This window comes from Anaerophaga thermohalophila DSM 12881, assembly GCF_000191885.1.
Lineage (GTDB): Bacteria > Bacteroidota > Bacteroidia > Bacteroidales > Marinilabiliaceae > Anaerophaga > Anaerophaga thermohalophila.
Genome location: NZ_AEWI01000005.1, coordinates 1 through 23,409, shown reverse-complemented (window position 1 = coordinate 23,409; position 23,409 = coordinate 1). Strand labels below are relative to the sequence as shown.

Genomic DNA, 23,409 nt, shown 5'->3' with positions numbered 1-23,409 from the left:
TTTGAAAAATTACGACTCCATGCCCGTTTCATCCGTATAAAGTTAGTAGAAGTTATTGGTCGAATGGAACTCGCATGTAAGTTTTATACATGTTCTTTTGTGACAGGCTTAGCCATGCTCGTTTCATTGGTAAGCGCCAGATCAAGCACTTCTTTTATATTTTCGACGTAGTGAAAAGTCAACCCCTCTATGTATATGGGTTTAATCTCATCAATGTCTTTCTTGTTCTCTTTTGATAAAATAATCTCATTGATGCCGGCACGTTTGGCCGCCAGTATCTTTTCTTTAATGCCTCCTACGGGCAACACTTTGCCCCTGAGCGTTATCTCCCCGGTCATGGCGATTCTCGCTTTCACCTTGCGCCCTGTAAACGATGACGCCAACGAAGTAACCATTGTAATGCCTGCAGAAGGCCCGTCTTTGGGGATTGCACCTTCCGGCACATGAACATGAACATTTCGCTCACTGAAAACCGACTCCTCAACACCCAGGTAGCCGGCATGCGACTTGAGATATTCAAGAGCCAGCATGGCCGATTCTTTCATCACATCCCCCAAATTTCCCGTGAGAGTGAGTTGCCCTTTCCCTTTACTAAGACTGCTTTCAACAAACAGTATTTCCCCTCCGGCGGCCGTCCATGCCAGACCGGTAACAACACCGGCAAACTTATTATCCTGCCAGGTATCTTTCGAAAATTTCTCAACCCCCAGATATTCTCTGACATCTGAAATAGCAACCGATTTTTTTACCTGCTCATCAGTAGCAAGTTTAAGTGCAATCTTCCGAAACAATCGCGCCAGGGTTTTATTCAAATCTCTGACACCAGATTCATGGGTATAATGCTCAATGATATAGGCCAGTGTGCGCCTGGGTATTGTTATAGTCCCCCCGGGAATTCCATGACTCTCGATCAGCTGAGGTATTAGGTGTCGCCTGGCAATTTCAATCTTCTCTTCCAACACATAGCCACTGACATCGATTAATTCCATGCGATCGAGCAACGGAGGAGATATAGAGTTCAGTGTGTTAGCAGTGGCAATAAAAATCACTTTCGACAGATCAAAATCCACTTCGAGGAAATTGTCGTGGAATGTATTATTCTGCTCCGGGTCTAACACTTCGAGCAAAGCCGAGGCAGGATCGCCATGAAAACTGTTACTGATCTTATCTATCTCATCAAGAATGAAAACAGGATTAGCGGAACCCGCCTTCCTGATATTCTGAACAATTCGCCCCGGCATGGCACCGATATAGGTTTTCCGGTGTCCCCTGATCTCAGCCTCATCATGCAGCCCGCCCAATGACATTCTGACATATCTTCTCCCCAATGCCTCTGCCACAGATTTGCCCAAAGACGTTTTACCAACACCGGGAGGGCCATACAGACAAATGATGGGAGACTTTAAATCTTTCTTTAACTTGAGAACAGCCAGGTGTTCAAGAATGCGTTCTTTTACATTCTCCAGTCCATAATGATCCCTATCAAGAATACGTTGTGCCCGTTTCAGGTCAAAATTATCCCTCGTATATTCATTCCAGGGAAGTTCCAACAGTGTCTGCAGATAATTATACTGAATGGAATACTCCCCCGAAGCCGAATTTAAACGGCGTAACTTTTCAAGTTCTTTTCGAAACAATTCTGCCACCTCATCCGACCATTTCTTGCCCGAAGCCTGCTTTTCCAGGTCTTTAATTTCCTGCTCAACAGGACTTGAGCCCAACTCATCCTGGATGGTTTTCATCTGCTGCTGGAGAAGATACTCCCGTTGTTGCTGATCCATATCCTGCTTCACCTTGGATTGGATGTCATTCTTAATCTCCACCAGCTGAACTTCACGAACAAGAAACTCAACCAACCGCATCCCCCGTTCTTTCAAGTCGTGAATCTCCAGAAGGCGTTGCTTCTCCTTAACAGGTATATCGGTATTGGACGACACATAATTTATAAGAAAAGCCGGACTTTCAATATTGCGGATGGCAAAAGAAGCCTCGGGAGGTACATTCGGACTTTGTCCAATCAACGTTAGGGACAAATCCTTAAGAGAAGAAACCACGGCTTCAAACTCACGTGTTTTGTCACCTTCGGGTTCCCTGTCCTCGAGCAACCTGATGCGACCGATGAAATAAGGATCATCGTCCACCATCTCTTCCAATTCAAAGCGTTTCTTCCCTTGTATTATGACCGTTGTGGAATTATCGGGCATTTGAAGTATCTTGATGATCCTTGCTACCGAACCGGTTTTGTAAAGATCGTTAACGCCCGGATCATCAATCTTATAATCAACCTGTGTTAATGCTCCAAAATACCCTTTTGCCCGGTCTACATCTTTAATAAGCTGGTGCGACTTTTCGCGACCTATAGCAATGGGAATAATAACACCCGGGAAAAGGATGGTATTTCGAAGAGGCAATATCGGCAATTCTTCAGGGATGGGAGTATCATCGGTATCCTGTTCCATGTCATCCCCAATAATGGGAATAAATTCCGAATCACCATCTGCAAAATCACTCATTCCAAATGCATCTATCGATATTTTAAAATCTTCCATATTTGGTCTTATCTCCATTCTCTTTATTTAGACTGCTTCTTTCATAAATTACGATGCTCAACTGCCAGCAAAATACAATACAAGCGTCCTCATCAAATTTAATCTGATCCTAAGTTCTTGCCTGCAAGAATTCGGGTTAAAAATGGTCTGCTATTTCCTGCTTAAAATTTGTCTGCGGCTATTTGTATCATTCCATAATTTGAGCATCTCATGACGAAAACTGATAAAACGAGCATGACAAGGTTTCCCACAATAAGAACATGTATAACACCATCTAACCTCTAATCATCAAAGAAACCAAAAACAGGAAACAGATTTTTCATCGTGCCCCCTCAGAATGACACTGAGCACTCTGTCATTCTGAGCGAAGCAAAGAATCTGACATCAATTAAAGTATGATAAGTTGCATAATACCAATAACTTAGACTTATTTTATACTGATGAATAAAACAGCTTAAAACACCTGTCATTTTGGCAGATAATATATATATTTTTTTAGTGCCCGTCTATAAAGTCGGGAAAAATTATACCACATCATGTGTTTGTTCAGAAAGTAGCAGTTGCAAGACATGCGAAGCCGCCAAAGCGCAGTTTACTTAAGTAAATGAGCGTTATGGGGGCAAGCGTAACACAGCAAATGATACTTTATTACAGACATTACTTATACTGTTTAAGGTAGCAATATGTATACCAATAAAAAAGCCCGGTCTAAAAAAAATAAAAAGTAATCACTACTGTCCGACAAAAAAAGCATTTAACTTTTTGCGCTCAAGCTGCGCGGGCTTTTACTTTTTTTGTTCACGAGATAAAAATTATAAGGCGTTCACGATTTATGCTTCGCTCCAATTCTACAGCAAAAAAAAGCCCTGGAAAGACACCCAGGGCTTAACACCTTCTTTAGCCTAAAAACCTACTTTTTCTTCCCTTCCAAATGTTTTTTATAGCGATTACGGAATTTATCAACACGGCCGGCGGTATCAACAAGTTTCATCTTACCAGTATAGAAAGGGTGAGATGAACTTGAAATTTCAAGTTTTACCAACGGATATTCGGTCCCGTCAATTTCAACCGTTTCACGGGTATTAACGGTAGAACGGGTGATAAAAGTATCGCCGTTGGACATATCCCTGAACGCAACCATGCGATAATTTTCCGGATGAATTCCCTTTTTCATTGTCAAATATTTTTATTCTAAACCTCGTTTTCAAAAATAACTACTTTCAATAGCTGTTGAATATCAACCACACTATATCACTCTAAACGGACTGCAAAATTAATTATTCCGTCAACAATCACCAAAACTTTTACTTAAAAAATTTTTATATCACAGCATGATTATCTCATGAATTTACCTATTCCTTTGTATCCAGAGGAATAGCCGAAGCTCTTTGCTTCTGACGGCGCTTTTCTTCATCAAACAAATACCTGTAGGTGATATGTCTTTTACTAAATTCTGCCCCCACTGAATCATGAAGCGCGCGCATTTTGGGATTAAAATCCCCCACCCACGAAAGCTCCATCTCTTTGATCCATGGCTTTTTATCGACCGCTTTCTGCAGATGCCAGAATATCCCCGATTCAATACCATTTCTCTGCCAACGCGGTCGGATGCCCATAATCACAACCCTGGTTCGCGTCATTACTTTCCTCCATTTCAGATAAACAAACCTTAGCTTATTAATAAAGTTCATTTCCCCGTGAAAGTGCTTCAATATCTGATTGACATCCGGGAACTGGACGAAAAATCCGATGGGGGTATCTTCATAGTAAGCAAACCATATCAGTTCTTCGTCCATAAAATCTTTAGCCTCGTTCAGAGATTTACGAAGCGTATCGGCTTTCATGGGGGTAAAATTCTCATGAAACCGCCAGGCATCATTATATATCTCAATAAAATCCTGAATGAACTTTTCACTCTCCTGCCAGGTAAAGTGATGAAAATGATAACCGGGCTTTCGTCCTACCCATCCGGCTATTTTCCAGAATCTTTCAGGAAATGGTTTTTGCAGGTCCAGACGATTGGTTACCTGCTCGAAATAATTCTCAAATCCATACGATTCAAAAAAATCTTTATAGTAGGGCGGATTATATTGCATACCAAAAGCCGGCGGGGTAAACCCTTCAATCAGAAGCCCCCAGAAACTGTCATTCTCTCCGAAATTGATCGGGCCGTCCATGGCTTCCATGCCGCTTTCCGATAACCAGTTTTTGGCCGCATCAAAAAGCATAAAAGCTGCATCCTTATCATTAATGCATTCAAAAAAGCCCATCCCGCCAGTGGGCTGCTGAAACCCGTAGGCCTTTTTTTCATTGATAAAGGCAGCAACTCGTCCTATCGGCTTATTATCATCGTCCATGAGAAGGAAACGAACCGCTTTGCCATGTTGAAAAAAATCGTTGACTTCAGGATCAAATACCTCTTCGATCATGATATCCAAAGGACGAATATAAGCGTCGTCATTTTTATAGATTTTATCAACGACATCGAGAAATTGCCGTTTTTCCTTATCTGATTTTACTTCAACAATATGCATAAGATTACTTTTTCAGTTGCAACTAAACTCTTGCAAAAGGATTAAAATCAATTGTTTATATTTTAAGAATTTCCATCCTGACATTTTTCATCTAACAATTCTCCACTCTATCCTCCCTTTTACCTTAACTTTATACTTCTGCCCTTTTTTAATTAAAATTTGTATATCAGTTATTTATAAAAGAACTCGGGCTGTCACTAAAAAATCCAATTATCTGTTAAGATTTGATATCGGATATGGAGTTCAAAGTTAATTATTTTGTAAAAATTCCCTAACCTGTTTAAAACTGATATCAGGAAAGAATTTCATCAGTATAAAATTTATCTAAGTCATTAGTCTGATGGAACTCGCATGCAAGGATTTATACATGTTCTTTTGAGACAATCTTTATCATGCTCGTTTCATTCGTATAAAATTAGTCTAAGTTATTGAAATGATGCAATTTATTATGCTTTAATTGATATTAGATTCTTCGCTCCGCTCAGAATGACAGAGTGCTAAGTGTCATTCTGAGGAGGCACGACGAAGAATCTGTTTCCTGTTTTTGGTTTCTTTGATGATTAGAGTTTAATTATACATGTTCTTTTGAGACAAAACGTTGTCATGCTCTTTTCATCTTAAATCTTAAATCTAAAAATCTGATAATCTATTAAGACAAACCTTGTCATGCTCGTTTCATTTACAATAATTTCTTATTTAACCTGCTTTACCTATCCAGCGGCAAAGCAACAATAATCGCTTTTTTGAAAAAACATTTGCAAAACTAACAGAAAAAATTTTACCTTTGCACCCACGTAAAATGGTGATTGTAGCTCAGCTGGTTAGAGCGCCAGATTGTGGCTCTGGAGGTCGCCGGTTCGAATCCGGTCTTTCACCCGTTAAAGCCCCAAATATCTATAAAATCAGATGTTTGGGGCTGCTTTTTTTAAGAAAAAAGATGACGAATTTTGAATTCAAAATTACCTGAATCTGATCAGGAAAGGGCTGTTTTTGTTAAAGTCGGGACGTACAGGTCATTTCGACCGGGGGGTTAACCAATTAGTGCCCCCTGTAAAACCGGAAAAGTAGCTTACAAATCATGTATGAGTGCGGTATAAAATGCATATTTTTGTCAGAATCAAGGCGTTTTAATTTTTTGTGCCAGAGTTAACTCATTGTTAATGAGGATGCGAAAATTTAAAACAACACTGAGTTTGGCAACAAAGATGCTTTTTAGACGAGGCTCATGTATCTGTCCTGAAAAATACCAATTGCACGGTAAATAAATACAATTAAAGAATTTTGTCGTTAATTTAACTTTCCGACAACCCTGCAGCAAATTTAATTGTTACCTTTGCGCACAAATTTAAAAAAATACCATGGTAACATCCGAAATGATGAAAGAGCTCACCGGACGCGAGATTGCGTTAAGGAGGTATCTTTGACATCGATCGTAAAAAGATTGAAATAGAAGAAGAAGAAATGCGTACCCAGGCACCCGATTTTTGGGACGACCCCAAAAAAGCCGAGCAAAAAATGAAAAAACTCAAAGCGCTTAAGAGTTGGGTAAATGCGTACGAAGATGTCAAAAACGCCATCGAAGAAACGTCTGTACTTCTGGAATTTCTGAAGGAAGGAGAAGCTGAAGAGGCCGATGTGGACCTGCAGTACAAGAAGACTGTAAAGCTTATTGAAGACCTGGAGTTAAGGAATATGCTCCAAAAGGAAGAGGACAAATTGGGGGCTATCCTGAAAATAAATGCAGGCGCAGGAGGTACCGAAAGCCAGGACTGGGCCGAAATGCTCATGCGGATGTATATAAGATGGGGCGAACGCCACGGTTACAAGGTAACGGAAACCAACTACCAGGAAGGAGATGAAGCAGGCATCAAATCGGTGACCCTTCAGTTCGAAGGAGATTATGCCTATGGGTACCTCAAAAGTGAAAACGGCGTACACCGGCTGGTAAGACTGTCCCCTTTTAATGCCGCCAATAAACGAATGACTTCATTTACGTCTGTTTTTGTTATTCCCCTTATTGATGATACCATTGAAATAGAAATTAACCCGGCAGATATCACGTGGGAGACCTTCCGTTCGAGTGGTGCCGGCGGACAAAACGTCAATAAAGTAGAAACCGGCGTAAGGTTAAGACATGCCCCGACAGGTATCGTTATAGAAAACACCGAATCGCGTTCTCAGGGAGGCAATAAAGAGAATGCCCTCCGTATGCTGAAATCGCAACTCTATGAGCTGGAACTGCGAAAAAAACTGGAAGAACAAAACAAGATAGAGTCACAGAAGAAAAAAATTGAATGGGGCTCTCAAATTCGTTCGTATGTTCTTCAGCCCTACAAACTGGTCAAGGATGTTCGTACCAATCATGAAACCAGCAACGTTCAGGCCGTACTTGACGGTGAAATCGATGATTTTATCAAAGCTTACCTGATGGAATTTGGTGCCGAGGATGTTTTCAAGAAAAACTAATTGTTTCAACTGCAACATAAAAACACAAAGAAATGGAATACCGAATAGAAAAAGACACAATGGGAGAGGTAAAAGTGCCTGCCGATAAATATTGGGCAGCACAAACCCAACGTTCTGTTATGAATTTTCCCATAGGCCCTGCTGCTTCCATGCCCAAACAAATTATCAGAGCTTTTGGTTATCTCAAAAAGGCGGCTGCTTATGCCAACGAGGAACATGGCGTCCTGCCCAAAGAAAAAAGAGTCTTGATTGAAAAAGTCTGTGACGAAATAATCGAGGGTAAACTCGACGACCAGTTCCCTCTGGTTGTATGGCAGACCGGAAGCGGAACGCAATCGAATATGAACTGCAACGAGGTGATAGCCAACCGTGCCCATGTACTCAACGGCGGAAAACTGGGAGAAGGAGAAAGCCCCATTCACCCAAACGATGATGTCAACAAATCGCAATCATCCAACGATACATTCCCTACTGCAATGCACATTGCAGCTTACAAAATGCTGATCGAAAAAACCATTCCCGGCATTGAAAAGCTGCGTGACACCCTGAAAACTAAATCGGAAGAAATGATGGAGGTGGTAAAAATCGGAAGAACACACCTGATGGATGCTACACCACTTACTTTGGGACAGGAGTTTTCGGGATACGTCTCTCAACTTGACCATGGACTCAAAGCGCTTAAAGCAACCCTGGATCATCTTTCCGAACTTGCACTGGGTGGTACTGCTGTAGGCACAGGCCTTAACACGCCAAAGGGTTACGATGTTACAGTCGCAAAATACATCGCCAAATTTACCGGCCTGCCTTTCAAAACAGCCGCAAACAAATTCGAATCACTGGCAGCACACGATGCCATTGTCGAAAGTCATGGCGCTCTGAAACAAATCGCAGTGAGCCTGATGAAAATCGCTAACGACATCCGCCTGCTCGCATCGGGTCCCCGTTCGGGCATCGGAGAAATATTGATCCCCGAAAATGAACCCGGCTCATCAATTATGCCCGGCAAGGTTAATCCTACTCAGGCAGAAGCCATGACTATGGTATGTGCTCAGGTCATGGGTAACGATGTTACCGTGTCGGTAGGTGGTTCCAACGGTCATTTTGAGCTGAACGTTTTCAAACCGGTTATGATATATAACTTCCTGCAGAGCGCAGAGTTACTGGGAGATGCCTGCGTTTCGTTCAATGACAAATGCGCTGTAGGTATTAAACCCAACCATCAGCGGATCAAAATGCATCTCGACAATTCTCTGATGCTCGTGACTGCACTGAATCCACATATCGGGTATTACAAGGCTGCCGAGATAGCTAAAAAAGCTCATAAAGAAGGCACAACCCTGAAAGAAGCAGCCCTCGACCTCGGATACCTCACGGCGGAAGAATTTGACAAATGGGTAGACCCGTCAAAAATGACCGGTTCGCTCGATTAATTTGTCCCGGTGTCGTGTCATGTAAAACGACGTATAAGTTGAAACTGATTTTTGCTTTTTTCAAAATGAGAAAAAGTGCGCATAGCCACAACATAGCTACTACCTTTTTTCAGGACAAGCCTGAAAAAGCCCTATGCGGGATTTAGTCAACTTAAACAACATGTTGGTTAGTTTTATGCACTAAGCGCCTAAATTTTTCATCATGAAGAAAAAACGAAAATCAGTGATGCCTGGTGCCATATTTTAAGCTTGATACGACACTATGTAAATAATCATTAACCGTCTCTTCCTCAGGGACGGTTTTTTTATATCTTTGAGTCAAATAAAGTTTGTAGTATTTTACAATTTTATCGTTATTTTATCGTTACACTCGTATCATATTCTCATTATAGAAATCTTTACAGGCCATGAAAAATTGCACTATCTTTCTGATTGTCATCTTATCCTTTACAGAAATACTGACATTAACAGCTCAGGAAAACGAAGAAGCCACACTGGACAAAGGTCCTTTGTCCGGCCAGTTCGATTATACCATCGAAAAATCAAGCAAGTATGAAGAGTTCAGGGTAGTCCGAACAGCATGGCTCTATAAATTGAAAAGCAATGTGATGGATACGTTGGCGTATCTTCGGGACGAAATGGCAGAAAAACAAGCGAAGATAGATTCTCTTGGCAATCAAATTGTCCTGTTAAACGAAAAATTGACAACCACACAAGATAAACTGGACCAAGCCATTCTCTCAAAAAACAGCATCCCCTTTTTCGGGGCAGAAATACAAAAAGGAAAATACAATACCATTATGTGGGCATTAGTCCTTATTCTGGCCGCAGGAGTAGCATTTCTTTTTTTCCTTTTCAAAAGAAGTCATTTCATCACAAAACAGATGCAGGAAAAATATGAAGACCTTGAAAAAGAATTTGAAGCACACCGACAACGTGCGCTTGAAAAAGAAAAAACAATGGCCCGCCAGCATCTAAATGAGCTGAATAAACTCAGGGGAAGACAGTAGCTCGAAACAGGGCGCATGGAGCGTGGAGCATAGGGCAAAGAACATAGAGGAAGGCAGAAGGGCAGAATGAATGGCAAAATAAGCCAGATAAAAGTGATTCATATAATCTTCAATTCAATAGTGAGTGCAGTATAAAAAGCCTTCAAACTGCTGATTTTTACCATTTTTACCCTGACCCCTAAAGGGGAACTGCTAAAAATCAGCAGTTTAAAAAAGTCCCCTTTAGGGGATTTAGGGGTCAAAAGGCTTTTCAGACCGTATTCATACAAGGTTTACACTCAGCCCAAAAACACCAAAACAGCTCCCCTCTCCTATCTCCCCACTGTATCACATAATTCCTTAACTTTGCATTTCTGAAGACTACGTTTTAACAGGCGTGATTTTCGTTTCGTAGTAAAGCAAATCTTTCATCATTCATTCAGCATGCTTCTGGCCGGGTTGCTATATCCCGCACAGTTGCTGAAAAACAGCATCAATATATTATGAGTAAGACAGAACAATTGAAAGACCTGGTACAGCAAAGAGTTTTACTTCTCGACGGGGCCATGGGAAGCCTTATCCAACAATACAAACTGACGGAAGAAGATTTCAGAGGAGAAGATTTTAAAGACCATTCCTTTTCCCAAAAAGGCAATAATGATTTGTTATCAATAACCCGCCCCGACATTATCAGCCGGATTCATGAACAGTATCTCGGGGCCGGAGCCGACATAATAGAGACCAATACGTTCAATTCCAACCGCATTTCGCAATCCGATTACGGAATGCAAGATAAAGTCTATGATCTGAATAAACGGTCGGCACTCCTTGCTTCGGAGGCTGCAAAAAAATATGCTACACCCGATAAACCGCGTTTTGTTGCCGGATCGATGGGCCCGACCAATAAAACCGCCTCACTCAGTCCCGATGTTAACAACCCCGGCTACAGAGCCGTTACATTTGATGATTTGGCAGAGGTTTATGCCGAGCAAGCTTCGGGATTACTCGATGGCGGCGTGGATATACTTTTGCTCGAAACCATTTTTGACACGCTGAATGCAAAGGCTGCCCTTTTTGGTATCGGGGAAGAACTCAAAAAGCGAAATCTTACCGGTTTTCCTGTTATGGTTTCCGTTACGGTGGCCGACGCCAGTGGCAGAACCCTTTCCGGACAAACTCTGGATGCTTTCATTATTTCGGTTTCGCATTTCCCCTTATTTTCGATTGGCCTTAATTGTTCTTTCGGAGCAGAAGATTTACGGTCGTATGTAAAACAAATCGGAGACAAAACACCTCTCTTTATCAGCGCCTATCCCAACGCCGGTCTGCCCAATCAGTTCGGTGAATACGACGAGACACCGGACGAAATGGCGCCTAAAATATTTAAGTACCTGAACCAGGGACTCGTCAACATTATCGGCGGTTGCTGCGGCACCACGCCTGAACATATTAAAGCTTTCGGGCAATACCTTAAAGATGCAGTACCGCATATCCCTTCAAAAATTGAACAAAAAACACGGTTAAGCGGCCTGGATGCATTGGTTATCGATGAACACACAAACTTCGTGAACATCGGAGAACGAACCAACGTTGCAGGCTCCAAAAAATTTGCCCGGCTCATAAGGGAAGAAAAATATGAAGAAGCGCTCTCTGTTGCCCGCGAACAGGTAGAAGGCGGAGCACAGATCATTGATGTCAACATGGATGATGCCATGCTTGATGCCAAAAAGGAGATGGTTACCTTTCTGAACCTGATGGCCTCGGAACCGGATATTGCAGCCCTCCCGGTCATGGCAGACTCTTCAAAATGGGAAGTTCTGGAAGCCGGACTCAAATGTCTTCAGGGAAAGGCCATAGTCAACTCCATCAGTCTGAAAGAAGGAGAAGATGCTTTTGTGCAGCAAGCCTCAAGAATTAAACAATACGGAGCTGCAGTTGTGGTAATGGCCTTCGATGAAAAAGGCCAGGCCGACACTTTTGAAAGACGCATAGAAATATGCAGCAGAGCTTATCATCTTCTGACTGAAAAAGTTCATTTTCCTCCTGAAGATATCATCTTTGACCCGAACATCCTGGCCATTGGCACCGGCATTGAAGAACACAACAATTATGCGGTTGACTTTATCAAGGCTACAAAATGGATAAAAGAAAATCTGCCTTATGCCAAAGTCAGCGGGGGCGTCAGCAACCTGTCTTTTTCGTTTCGCGGAAACAACCAGGTCCGCGAAGCCATGCATTCTGTGTTTCTCTATCATGCCATCAGGGCAGGAATGGATATGGGCATTGTCAACCCGGGAATGCTCCAGATATACGATGAGATACCACCCGATTTACTGGAGCTGGTAGAAGACGTTGTCCTAAACCGACGACCTGATGCCACGGAACGACTAATCGAGGCGGCCGAAAAATTTAAAGAAGAAGGAACCGGAGAAGCTGCAAGTTCCAAAAAAAATGCCTGGCGTGAGTTACCCCTCGAAGAACGGCTTCATCACTGCCTTATCAAGGGAATTTCTGATTACCTCGAAGAAGACCTTCAGGAAGCGCGTCAAAAATATGAATTTGCACTCGACATCATTGAACAACCGCTTATGGACGGGATGAACATCGTGGGTGATCTGTTTGGATCCGGGAAGATGTTCCTTCCCCAGGTGGTGAAAACAGCACGCGTCATGAAGAAGGCAGTAGCCTGGCTGGAGCCTTTCATCGAAGAAGAAAAGCGTGTTTCGGGAAATGCTCAATCCAAAAAAGGTAAAATCCTGATGGCTACCGTTAAAGGCGATGTACATGACATTGGGAAAAACATCGTAGGTGTTATTCTGGCCTGCAACAATTACGATGTCATCGACCTGGGAGTGATGGTTCCGGCCGAAAAAATATTAAGTGAAGCAGAAAAACAAGAGGCTGATATTATCGGGTTGAGTGGCCTGATAACTCCCTCTCTTGAGGAAATGAGTAATGTTGCCAGAGAGATGCAGCAAAGAGGAATGAAACAACCCCTTCTGATTGGGGGGGCCACAACCTCAAAGGTACACACAGCCGTGAAGATCGACCCTTTCTACAACGGCCCCGTGGTTTACGTAAAGGATGCCTCGATGAGTGCCCAGGTCACAGGCGCTTTACTTTCTGCCAAAGAAAGGGAAAAGTATGTGGCTGCGGTGAAAGAAGAATACGAAAAATTAAGAAAAGCCAATCAATCAAAAAAAACAAAAGAATATTTGAGTATCGGGGAAGCCAGAAAAAAAAGATGGACGACAAACTGGAACGAAGCATCTGTAAAAAAACCCGCTTTTACAGGTATAAAATCCTTCAAAGATTACCCGGTTGATGAGATCATTCCTTTCATTGACTGGACTTTCTTTTTCCACGCCTGGCGGTTAACCGGCAACTATCGCGGCATTGAAAAAGTGACAGATACGGCGTCGGAGAAAATGTGGCTTGAAAACTTTTCGTCTGATACGGCCAGGGAAAAAGGAAAAGAAGCACTCAATCTTTGGAGAGATGCACAAAAAATGCTACGTCGCATCAGCGATGAAAAAATATTGAAGGCCAACGCGGTAATCGGCTTTTATCCTGCCAACAGCGTAGGTGACGATATAGAAATATATGAAGATGAAGACCGTAAAAAGGTCAAAGCCACCTTTCACTTTTTAAGGGAACAACAAAAGAAACAGGGAAAAGAAACTTACTATTCACTATCCGATTTTGTAGCCCCGAAGTCATCCGGCATCAACGATTACATTGGCGGATTTGCCGTAAGTGCAGGTGAAGGCATTGAAAAGTGGATAAAACACTTTGAGGAACAACACGATGATTACAATGCCATCCTGTTAAAATCGCTGGCCGACAGGCTGGCTGAGGCTTTTGCGGAATTGATGCATTTCAGGGTTCGCAAAGAATTCTGGGGTTATAACCCCGATGAAGAATTCAACTACGACAACCTGGTTCGCGAAAGATACAGAGGCATCCGCCCTGCATTGGGTTATCCCGCATGCCCCGACCACAGCGAAAAAAGAATTCTTTTCGACCTTCTTAATGCTGAAGAGAATGCCGGCATCGAACTGACCGAACATTTCAGCATGTACCCCAATGCATCGGTCAGTGGCATCTACCTGGCACACCCGGAAGCCGTTTATTTCGGAGTTGGAAAAATAAAAAACGACCAGGTCGAAGACGTGGCAAGACGAAAAGGAATAAGTCCCGATGAATTAAAGAAGTGGATTCCGACCAATCTGGCGGATTGAACAGATTGTTAAAAAAGAATAGCGAACCATTGAGAACAACCATTTCGGAAAAACGACTCAGAATAGGCAACGTATTCACCCCAAAGAAATGGGCTGAATTCGCCATCGAACAATTCGATATTTTCGGAAAATGGATGAACGGAGCCACTGTCTTCGACCCCACAATGGGTACCGGCAATTTGCTGGAAAGTCTTGTTGAATTTGGTTTGAAAAAAGGTTACAAATTGGAGGATTTACCGGTTAACAACCTATTCGGCAATGAATTAAACACCGAATACTTTACCCATACAGTGAACCGTTTCAGGCAATCATACGGAATTAACCTCTCAACTCAGATCACTAACTGCGATATACTTACTTTATCTCCCCGTCAATTCGACATCATTTTTGGTAATCCCCCATGGAAAAATTTTAATGACCTCCCCGGGGAATACAAAGAAAAAGTTCGAAGCATATTCGATAAAAGCGGGCTCATCAGGAACAAACAAACTTTATTGCTGGGAGGCTCAAGAATGGATATTTCGGCACTCATTATTCAGATGTCCATTAATAATTTTCTGAAAAAAAGAGGCCATGCATATTTCTTTTTGCCCCTTTCTCTGCTTTTAAACGACGGAGCACATGAACAGTTCAGAGAATTCAAAACCAAAGATACCAGTTTTGCACCTGTCGAAATATTTGATTTTAAAAACGAACCTGTTTTCCATAAAATATCCACAAGATATGGTCTTGCACATTTCGAGAGAGACTGTATACCCCGGTTTCCAATAGATTATTATATGCTTCAGCAAAACAAATGGACAAAACATCTTGCATCACCAATTCAAAAGCATGCCGGCCCGTTTAGTATCTACGAAAAAGTAGGAAAAAAACCACTGAAAGCATTTAATGCCATTGAATTACCCAAAGCTTCAATGCCTCGCCAGGGGCTAAATACATGTGGCGCCAACAATGTTTATTTTTTCCGGAAAGTTCAGAAGATATCATCAGATATCTGTCTGGTAGAAGACCAATTTGAATTACCGTCAGAAATGATTTATCCATTACTCACATCGGCTAATTTCAAAGACCGGAACAAAAAACCTTCAGTCTGGGTATTAATTCCTCACAATAAGAACGGAAGGCCCTTATCAAAGCAGGAATTAGACAACTTTCCTTCCCTGAAAAAATATCTTGAACAACACCGGGAAAAATTAACATCAAGAAGAGGCACCCTGATACAATCTCATATAAAAAGAGGCCTATGGTGGGCATTGTTGGGAGTTGGAAGTTACAATTATGCCCCCTATAAAGTCGTTTGGGAAGCATACGGCAAAAAAAAATTCAATCCGATGTTGGTTGACGGACACTGGCAGGCTAACCAATCGCTCCAGGCGTTTATCCCTTTTGGTACAAAAAAAGAAGCCGAAAAAATATTAAAAAAATTAAACTCGCCGCAAGTCGAACATTATCTTCTGTCAATGAAAATGGAAGGAACCATGAACTGGGCACAACCGGGAAAAATAAAACAACTCATCCGGTTTGTCAGCTAAATATTACCTCAGTTCTTTCAATGTCTCGGAATCCCTTTCTTAGCGATTTTAGCGTTCCTTTAATTTTGCACCCTCAGCGTGGAATAAAAAAACAGACAAAACTCATAGCCCCTCAAAATAATATTTAGCCATTTGTTTCACAGAGAAATAAGAATAATTTTGCACACGATAAAAACCCGGATTTATGCCAACAGTAGCCGAAATAATCAGAAACATTGACAAACCGTCCTTCTCTTTCGAGCTGTTGCCCCCCTTAAAAGGCAACAGTATTCAAAAAGTTTTCAGTACCATTGATAAACTCAAGGAATTCAACCCTCAATATATCAATATCACCTCTCATCGTGACGAGGTGGTTTACAAAACCAATGAAAAAGGGTTTACCGAACGCCGGGTATATCGGAAAAGACCGGGGACTGTTGCCGTTGCCGCCTCTATTCAGCACAAGTATCAGATACCGGTAGTACCGCACCTGATCTGCAGTGGTTTCACCAGGAGCGAAACCGAATATGCACTTATCGACCTGAATTTTCTTGGCATCCACGATCTTTTATTGCTCAGGGGAGACAGTTCTTCCCGGCATCAGTTTTATAAGCCAGAGGAACAGGGAAATGCTTATGCCATAGACCTTATCCATCAGGTTAATAATCTGAACAAGGGACTATTTCTCGATGGTACACTCATGGAGCCTTTTGAAACACCTTTTAGTTATGGTGTAGCCGGATATCCCGAAAAACATGAAGAAGCGCCAAATCTGGATTCCGATATTTACTGGCTGAAACAAAAGGTGGATGCAGGAGCGGAATATGTTATTACCCAGATGTTTTTCGACAACGAAAAGTTTTTCAATTTTGTGAAAAAATGTCGCGAAGCAGGAATAAAGGTGCCCATAGTCCCCGGTATCAAGCCCATTAACATCAAAAACCAGCTCACTATTCTGCCCAAAGTTTTCCATACCGAAATACCCGAATCACTGGCCCGGGAACTCCGAAAATGCAAAAACAACGATGATACCGCCAAAGTAGGAACAGAATGGGCTATAATGCAATCAAAAGAATTACTTTCACGCGGGTTCAATTTGTTGCATTTCTATTCAATGATGGCCACGCAGTGCGTCTATAACATAGCCAGAGAGATTTACTAAAAAGGCGACAGCAAAAGCCGGGCCCCAAGAAATTCGGCCACTTTCCCATGAGCTTTTAAACCTGTCCCGATCGCGATTTTATCATTTATTTCAAAATCAAGCGTATAATACTGATACCATGGAGCATGCGTGGCATGCCCCTTCCAGATGTAAATGCCGGCTTTCTGCCCAAAAGCAAAACGCCCCAAAAGAAAGGCGTGCCCAACCATAAAACTCAGACGTGATTTGCTTCCCACATCCGAATAATCACGGCTATTGTCGAACTCTGCCATGATGCCGGCCGTCCAGGCGTTAATACGAGCAAACTGTGACAAATATTCGCCAGATGCTGACAATACCAAAGCTTTACCTTCACTTTCTTCAGGCTCTTTCAGTCCGGCAATCATGTTAAAATACCATCTTTTTTCGCCACTTGCCCGATCAAAAGGTTGAAGCTCTATTTTGGACGGAAGAGAACGGGAATCGAGCTTTCGTTGAACACCTACCCCCAAGGCAGTATAATTAATTCCCAGATTCGGTTGATTGATTCCACCATTCGAAATGTGCTGAAAAGTACCTGCCAGGCGCAGTGCCCACTGGTCTCCAACAGGATATTTAAAGGACAATCCCGCCAACAAGGGAAAAGAAAGATGAATGCTATACGCCACATTTTCAGGGTTGTTGCTTTCATCATAGGGATTGCTCAAATAACTGATTCCCAACCCCCCTTTGAAAGAAATATCAATATTAAACGGGGAAAACAAAACCGGTTCAACATAGAACAATCCCGACAATGCATGCCCAAGCGAACTATCACCAAAATCCCGGAAATTCAATGATGCACCTATTGAGGGATAACACTGACACAAAGAATAAGCCTCCCCGGAAACAAATTTCCATTCATAATCTATGCCAATGCCCTTTGGAGATACATTGCGGAAATGTTCCACTTTGGAGGAATGAACAACAATTTTTCCACCATAAACCCAGGTATTTAAATAACGTATTGGAGCCTGATCTACCTCCTCCTGAGCTTTGGCAACAATTGAAAGAAGCAACCCGATTATGGTAAAAAATATGTAACAATGTTTTTGCATTCGAATAAATAAAATTTGTTTTTCAAAGGCCGAACGGGACTCCTCCCGATTAACCCCCGCTGGTGCGGATTTCTTTGCAGAGCAAAGCGGCAAAGCCGAGCGATAATCCGCACCTCCTTTGGTAGTGGATTTCAAATCCACTTTTAACTTCCAATCATTTTGTACTTGTCCAACTAAGACTTTTCATCCGTATATAATTTATCTAAGTTATTGGCCGAATGGAACTCGCATGCAAGAGTTTTATACATGTTCTTTTGTGACAATCTTTGTCATCATAAATCTATAAAATAGGTAATAATTACAAAAATCATTATTTTAGCGATAGACATCAAGTTATTGGAGGTTTCAATGTTTCGGATATATTGCAACATTATTTCATGGATTACAAGACAGCACTTCATAAAGCATCATCGTTATGCGCACGGCAGGAATACTGTCGGTCGGACATTCGCAAGAAACTCGAAAAATGGGACGTTCAGCCGGAACAATCTGAAAAAATATTGGCAGAACTGGTTAAAGAACAATTTATTGATGAGTCAAGGTTTGCTTCGTTCTATGTTCGCGACAAGTTCAGGTTCAACAGGTGGGGAAGGCAAAAAATACGCTGGCAGCTAAAACAAAAAGGAATTTCTGACGATGATGTCAACAACGCTCTAAATCAAATTGATGAAAATGATTACCGGCAAACCCTCAAAAAACTCATAAAAGAAAAACTAAGACAGGTTAAAGACACAGAGCCCCTCAAACAGAAGGCTGCTCTGATTAGAAATGCAGTATCGAAAGGGTATGAATACGAGGAGATCATTCCAATTGTGGAACAATTATTGTTAAAGAATTAAAAAAAGCTAAAAATATGAACAAGCTCTACACTCTCTTTCTGATAGTCATTTTTGGCTTATCTCATCTTCCGGCTGAAGCTGCCAAACCCAAATGGGTTAAAAAACGCCCATCGGACAGGGAATATTTTATTGGCATAGGGATGGCTTATAAAAATGAAGCATCCGGCCTGGATTATGCCAAAAAGGCACGAGCCGATGCACTGAAGGAATTGGCATCGGAAATTGAAGTAAACGTATCTGCCAACTCACTGCTGCGTCAATTTGAAGACAATTATGCTTTCCGCGAAACTTTCGAATCAGAAATTGCCACATCAACTGCCGGGAATCTGACCGGATATGAAGTGCAGACATGGGAGAACAAAAAAGAGTACTGGGTGATGATGCGCCTGAATAAAGAACAATACCGGCGTCGCAAACAACTCGATCTGGAAATGGCTAAAAAGAAGGCCGCTTCTTTTCTTCTTGAGGCGCGTCAACATCTGGAAAATATTGAAATAACAGCTGCTCTGGGCGCTTACTTCAAAGCCATTGAATCTCTGGAAGACCACCTCAAAGAGGACCTGACCTACAGAACTATTGACGGTAATATCAATTTAGGGATCGATATTATGAACGACCTGCGGCAATTGTTCTCGAAAATATCAGTCACGCCGGTTAATCCGACCTATAAGGTGTCTTTCTCAAAAACGATGGAAGCCCCGCTAACAGCCAGGGTTGAATATTTTTCACCTGCCGGACGAAAAGTTCCTGTTCATAATTTTCCGGTTCGTTTTCAGTTTACACAGGGCAAAGGAATTTTACAGGAAAAGGCGGTCTCGGATCCCGGAGGAGAAGTAAAAAGTTATATACAAAAACTTGAGTCGCCACTAAAAAAACAAAAGGTTACAGCTAAATTCGACCACACAGCACTTCTTCAGGAAGAGAACAAGGACGCCAACAGCCCGCTGGTTGGCTTTTTCCTGCCCGAAGGAGCTGTCCCCTCTGCAACATTCGACATTGAACTCCAAAAATCGGATGCGTGGTTTACCGCTGTCGAGCATGTTTTTGGAAGCCCTGAAATCAGGCAACCCTTCGCCAATCAACTAAAATCAGAACTAAACGAAACTTTCTTTAACTTCACTCCATCCGCCGAATCGGCATCCTACATCGTTGAAACGGATGTAAATTTCAGGAAAGGTGAGATAAAAGAAGGCACAGGCTACACGGTTTACGTGGTTTTTGCCGACCTCTACTTTTCAATAATTTCAGCCGAAACAGGAACGGAAATTTTCAGTGACACGGTGACCGGAATAAAGGGGATGCGCCCCGGAAGTTATCAGTATGCTTTAAAAGAGGCCAGGGAAAAGCTTTTGAAAAAATTCAGGGAAGAAATATATCCACAACTCGAATCGCTGAACCTGTAAGTGTGCCCACTCCTGAATTCAGACAAGAATTTTGCGCGGTTTTATGGTATACCATAGTCCCGGCAATGCAGAAACTGCCGAAACCGAAAAAAACAACAAACTTAAAGCAACTGCAAGGTCCTGCTGCAGGTGCAGGTATTCGGCCCCCATCAGGAAGGTAAATTCACGGGCGCCTATACCACCCAGTGTTACAGGAATAGATGCCATAATTGCAGAGAGGAAAAAGAGGAACAAATAATCATCATAACTGCCTGAATTTTCCACTCCGAGAGCATACAGTATACTTACGGCTGCCAGCATTTGAAAGCCCTGAACCAAAACAGACCACAAACTAATATAAACAAAGGCTTTTCGGAAAAGTGGCAATACCCATTTCAGGAAAAAATAAAACGCAATTAAGGGAACCGGAATAGCAAAGTACAACCACAATTTATACGGAAAAGAATAATCGACAAAATGCAAAAGTACCAATATAAATGTGACAATAATCGTTAAGCCCGAAAGCCGGTCGGCAAAAATAGCACCCAGCGACCTCTTAACAGGTACTTTCAGATAGTGATTGAGCATATAAACCTTAAAGCCGTCACCACCAACTCCTCCAGGCAGAAAAAGGTTATAAAACAGACCCAGCCAGTACAGCTTTATATTGGTCTTTTCGGAGATATTAACCGGCATTAACCGGAATAAAGTATTCAGACGAAAGGCCGCTGCCACCTGAGAAACCACATAAATCAATAACGCAACAAGAAGCAACAGAATATTGGCTCTTGCAATGGACTTACCAATTTCTTCAATATCGATCTTCGAGGTAATATACCATAAAATACCGGCGCTAATAAAAATCTTAGCAATTAGTTTTATGGTTTTTATGTGTTTTTGGTTGATAATATTCATCAAAATAAAATTAGTCCGGGTTATAGGCCTGATCTCAGGAAGAGATTCACAAATTCGTGGTTCAAAAATACAATAAATCCATAAAACAAAATAACCGCCCCGGATCGTCCCTGACGGTTATTTAATAGATATTTTTACATGTCAGTTTTAAGCTGACTCATTATTACAAAATTCAATTTTTAAGGTTGAACAGGCTGGCCCCGATTTACCGGAGGAACTCGCAAGTTTTCATATAACCTTAATATACTTTCATTTTAACAGACAACAATTACAAAAGCATTCTTGCCATATCTTCCTCAAAGAAGAATTCCTCCTGACCAAAAGCAGGTTTTAAATCATCCATCCACAAAGCGCGCAGATCATACTTTGCAAAGAAAGGACGACCTACCCAGTCGCTGTTACGCCCCTGGATAAATTCGCAAACAAACACCTTTTCGCCCCTTACTTCGCTCACACCAATGATACGTACTTTACCAGGCGTACATGACATACTTGGGCCCCTGACAGTTCGTGAGATTCCGCTTACCCGGGTATAGGCTTTACGGAAAATCTCCCAGGCACGTGCCAAAGATACACCGAAATACTCCTGAGCCCCGGTATCACGGGCAACAAACATGTAATAAGGGATCATTCCCATACGGACCTGTTTTTTCCACATGGTACTCCAGACATCGGCATCGGCATTAATATGATTCAGCAATGGTGATTGTGTCCTTATCTGGGCACCTGTTTCACGTATCCTGGCAACAGCCTTGGCAACTGCCTCTGTTTCAAGCTCGCGGTAATGATTGAAATGGGCCATAAAAGCCAATGATTTTCCGGCCCTGGTAACTTTTTCAAAAATGCGTAATACATCATCGGCGTCATCATCCGTCAGATAACGGTAGGGCCAGAAACTGAGCGACTTGCTACCAATACGGATATTCTGAAGATGTGGAATATCAGCTTCCAAAAGACTGGTAATATAGTTGTCGAGAATCGAGGCTTTCATTACCATTGGGTCGCCCCCAGTAAATAAAATATCGGTGATCTCGGTGTGTTGTTTCAGATATTCAATCACATAGTCCATCTGTTTCATGGCAAACTTAAGGTCGTCCATGCCGGTAAACTGAGGCCAGCGAAAACAAAAAGTACAATAAGCATGACATGTTTGGCCCTGGGTAGGGAAAAACAACATGGTTTCATCATACTTGTGCTGAACACCCTGAAGCTTGAGCCCGTTAAGTTCCGGCACATTATGTGCCTGCCCGGCCGGATGGGGATTCAGTTTGTGACGAATCGCGTTGGCTGCCTTTTTTATTGCAACCTTATCGTTCTCTTTATCGAGCACTGAAGACATACTCTGAAAATCCTCAGGCTTAAGCATATCTTTTTGAGGAAAGTTTAGGATAAAAATGGGATCTTCATGAAAATTATCCCAGTCAATAAGTTCGTTTACAACATAATTATTAGTCTTAAACGGAAGAACATGACCAACTACATCAATATTTCTTAGATCCTGCTTGTTTAACTTATCGATCTGAGGAATTTTTTGATAATTGTGCAATGAATAGATCTGATATTTCATAGGCATCCAAAGTTTATTATTTTTTTTATATTTAATTCTCTTTCGATACACCAACACATCTGTTTTTAGACATCAAGACATGCTCCGGTGCCATAATTAGTGTCGGTCCATAAAGTGCCATTTGCTGTGTTACACTCGCCGCCAAAATACTCATTTGATAAGTAAACTCCATTTTGGGCGGCTTCGAAAGCCTTGCAACTGACACTTTCTGAACAGACACATGATTTGATACAACTTTTGCCGACTTTATAGACGGACACTAATTAAGCAAAATAAAGAGGCAAAAAAATTGCCATGAGGAATCAATTTTCAGAAGTAGACATGATCCTTAATTTATTACAAATATACAAAGATTTTGAGAAACCGACAAACGAAAACCATTCTAATTGCTGTAAATCAGTGCTTTATATATGTTTTGAATTAAAAGAAGAATTAACCGTACAGCATATAGTGCTGCGAAGAGGATGGTGGCGGGTGAACTCAGAATTTTTTTAAAAACAATATCATGCGAAGCAACAACAAACAATTTTCAGGGAATGGAAGCAGTTTTTGATTTTAACCAAATATACTTTTTATTCCGCACTCATATATTTTCTAAAATCCGAAAAAAACCGCAACAGAATACTGCCGCGGTTTACTTTATATTTCATCCGTATAAAATTTATCTAAGTCATTAGTCTGATGGAACTCGCATAAAAGGATTTATACATATTCTTATTGTCGAAAACCCATCTATGTCCATTTCATC

14 protein-coding genes and 1 tRNA gene are annotated in these 23,409 nt (G+C 41.8%); 9 read left to right on the top strand and 6 right to left on the bottom strand.

The genetic code is table 11. The features are described 5' to 3' along the window. Positions 1-83: 83 nt before the first annotated feature. From lon to ATH1_RS0102160, 3 genes are all read right to left on the bottom strand, one after another. Positions 84-2,549: an endopeptidase La gene (gene lon, locus ATH1_RS0102170; protein WP_029163917.1), complete on the bottom strand. Its 2,466-nt coding sequence runs from the start codon at positions 2,547-2,549 to the stop codon at positions 84-86. Between the two features lie 910 nt (positions 2,550-3,459). Beyond that, entirely contained in the window at positions 3,460-3,723 is a 264-nt protein-coding gene (locus ATH1_RS0102165; RefSeq protein ID WP_010416968.1) for a type B 50S ribosomal protein L31, read from the bottom strand. Between the two features lie 178 nt (positions 3,724-3,901). Continuing rightward, entirely contained in the window at positions 3,902-5,083 is a 1,182-nt protein-coding gene (locus ATH1_RS0102160; protein WP_010416966.1) for a hypothetical protein, read from the bottom strand. An 801-nt stretch (positions 5,084-5,884) separates the two neighbouring features. Between ATH1_RS0102160 and ATH1_RS0102155 the strand changes: the two genes are divergently transcribed. The 7 genes from ATH1_RS0102155 (at position 5,885) to metF (ending at position 16,882) form a co-directional block, all read left to right on the top strand. Beyond that, positions 5,885-5,960: transfer RNA gene (locus tag ATH1_RS0102155), tRNA-His, on the top strand. A gap of 481 nt (positions 5,961-6,441) precedes the next feature. Beyond that, positions 6,442-7,549, top strand: a protein-coding gene (prfB, locus tag ATH1_RS0102150) for a peptide chain release factor 2 (RefSeq protein WP_139035213.1) whose coding sequence is annotated in 2 segments (ribosomal slippage) — positions 6,442-6,504 and positions 6,506-7,549 — 1,107 coding nt in all. Because the reading frame shifts where the segments join, the coding sequence is not laid out codon by codon here. Between the two features lie 32 nt (positions 7,550-7,581). Next, positions 7,582-8,979 carry a class II fumarate hydratase gene (gene fumC / locus ATH1_RS0102145; RefSeq protein WP_010416963.1) on the top strand — a complete coding sequence of 466 codons (1,398 nt, stop codon included), beginning with the start codon at positions 7,582-7,584 and terminating at the stop codon, positions 8,977-8,979. Positions 8,980-9,386: 407 nt separating this feature from the next. Next, the gene (locus ATH1_RS0102140) at positions 9,387-9,989 is read left to right on the top strand and encodes a coiled-coil domain-containing protein (protein WP_010416960.1); all 603 of its coding nucleotides are present in this window, start codon (positions 9,387-9,389) and stop codon (positions 9,987-9,989) included. Positions 9,990-10,471: 482 nt separating this feature from the next. After that, a complete protein-coding gene (gene metH, locus ATH1_RS0102130) occupies positions 10,472-14,209 on the top strand; it encodes a methionine synthase (protein ID WP_010416954.1) in 3,738 nt (1,245 codons plus the stop codon). Between the two features lie 29 nt (positions 14,210-14,238). Further along, a complete protein-coding gene (locus tag ATH1_RS0102125; protein ID WP_010416951.1) occupies positions 14,239-15,741 on the top strand; it encodes an Eco57I restriction-modification methylase domain-containing protein in 1,503 nt (500 codons plus the stop codon). A 184-nt stretch (positions 15,742-15,925) separates the two neighbouring features. Continuing rightward, entirely contained in the window at positions 15,926-16,882 is a 957-nt protein-coding gene (gene metF, locus ATH1_RS0102120; RefSeq protein ID WP_010416949.1) for a methylenetetrahydrofolate reductase [NAD(P)H], read from the top strand. On the opposite strand, the gene ATH1_RS0102115 is transcribed toward metF, so the two are convergent. Further along, positions 16,879-18,099: an acyloxyacyl hydrolase gene (locus ATH1_RS0102115; protein WP_010416948.1), complete on the bottom strand. Its 1,221-nt coding sequence runs from the start codon at positions 18,097-18,099 to the stop codon at positions 16,879-16,881. The genes metF and ATH1_RS0102115 overlap by 4 nt on opposite strands. A 236-nt stretch (positions 18,100-18,335) precedes the next feature. Between ATH1_RS0102115 and ATH1_RS0102110 the strand changes: the two genes are divergently transcribed. Further along, complete coding sequence (locus tag ATH1_RS0102110; RefSeq protein ID WP_010416945.1) at positions 18,336-18,797, top strand: regulatory protein RecX; 462 nt, start codon at positions 18,336-18,338, stop codon at positions 18,795-18,797. Between the two features lie 14 nt (positions 18,798-18,811). After that, positions 18,812-20,200: an LPP20 family lipoprotein gene (locus tag ATH1_RS0102105; protein ID WP_010416943.1), complete on the top strand. Its 1,389-nt coding sequence runs from the start codon at positions 18,812-18,814 to the stop codon at positions 20,198-20,200. Between the two features lie 18 nt (positions 20,201-20,218). On the opposite strand, the gene ATH1_RS0102100 is transcribed toward ATH1_RS0102105, so the two are convergent. Both ATH1_RS0102100 and ATH1_RS0102095 read right to left on the bottom strand, forming a co-directional pair. Further along, entirely contained in the window at positions 20,219-21,094 is an 876-nt protein-coding gene (locus ATH1_RS0102100; protein ID WP_010416941.1) for a lysylphosphatidylglycerol synthase transmembrane domain-containing protein, read from the bottom strand. A 268-nt stretch (positions 21,095-21,362) separates the two neighbouring features. Beyond that, positions 21,363-22,661 carry a KamA family radical SAM protein gene (locus ATH1_RS0102095; RefSeq protein ID WP_010416939.1) on the bottom strand — a complete coding sequence of 433 codons (1,299 nt, stop codon included), beginning with the start codon at positions 22,659-22,661 and terminating at the stop codon, positions 21,363-21,365. Between the last annotated feature and the right edge of the window lie 748 nt (positions 22,662-23,409).

Excerpts from the sequence above, each read along its gene's own strand:
- lon (WP_029163917.1), bottom strand. The coding sequence starts at position 2,549 with ATGGAAGATTTTAAAATATCGATAGATGCATTTGGAATGAGTGATTTT.
- ATH1_RS0102165 (WP_010416968.1), bottom strand. The coding sequence starts at position 3,723 with ATGAAAAAGGGAATTCATCCGGAAAATTATCGCATGGTTGCGTTCAGG.
- ATH1_RS0102160 (WP_010416966.1), bottom strand. The coding sequence starts at position 5,083 with ATGCATATTGTTGAAGTAAAATCAGATAAGGAAAAACGGCAATTTCTC.
- fumC (WP_010416963.1), top strand. The coding sequence starts at position 7,582 with ATGGAATACCGAATAGAAAAAGACACAATGGGAGAGGTAAAAGTGCCT.
- ATH1_RS0102140 (WP_010416960.1), top strand. The coding sequence starts at position 9,387 with ATGAAAAATTGCACTATCTTTCTGATTGTCATCTTATCCTTTACAGAA.
- metH (WP_010416954.1), top strand. The coding sequence starts at position 10,472 with ATGAGTAAGACAGAACAATTGAAAGACCTGGTACAGCAAAGAGTTTTA.
- metF (WP_010416949.1), top strand. The coding sequence starts at position 15,926 with ATGCCAACAGTAGCCGAAATAATCAGAAACATTGACAAACCGTCCTTC.
- ATH1_RS0102110 (WP_010416945.1), top strand. The coding sequence starts at position 18,336 with ATGGATTACAAGACAGCACTTCATAAAGCATCATCGTTATGCGCACGG.
- ATH1_RS0102105 (WP_010416943.1), top strand. The coding sequence starts at position 18,812 with ATGAACAAGCTCTACACTCTCTTTCTGATAGTCATTTTTGGCTTATCT.
- ATH1_RS0102100 (WP_010416941.1), bottom strand. The coding sequence starts at position 21,094 with ATGAATATTATCAACCAAAAACACATAAAAACCATAAAACTAATTGCT.
- ATH1_RS0102095 (WP_010416939.1), bottom strand. The coding sequence starts at position 22,661 with ATGAAATATCAGATCTATTCATTGCACAATTATCAAAAAATTCCTCAG.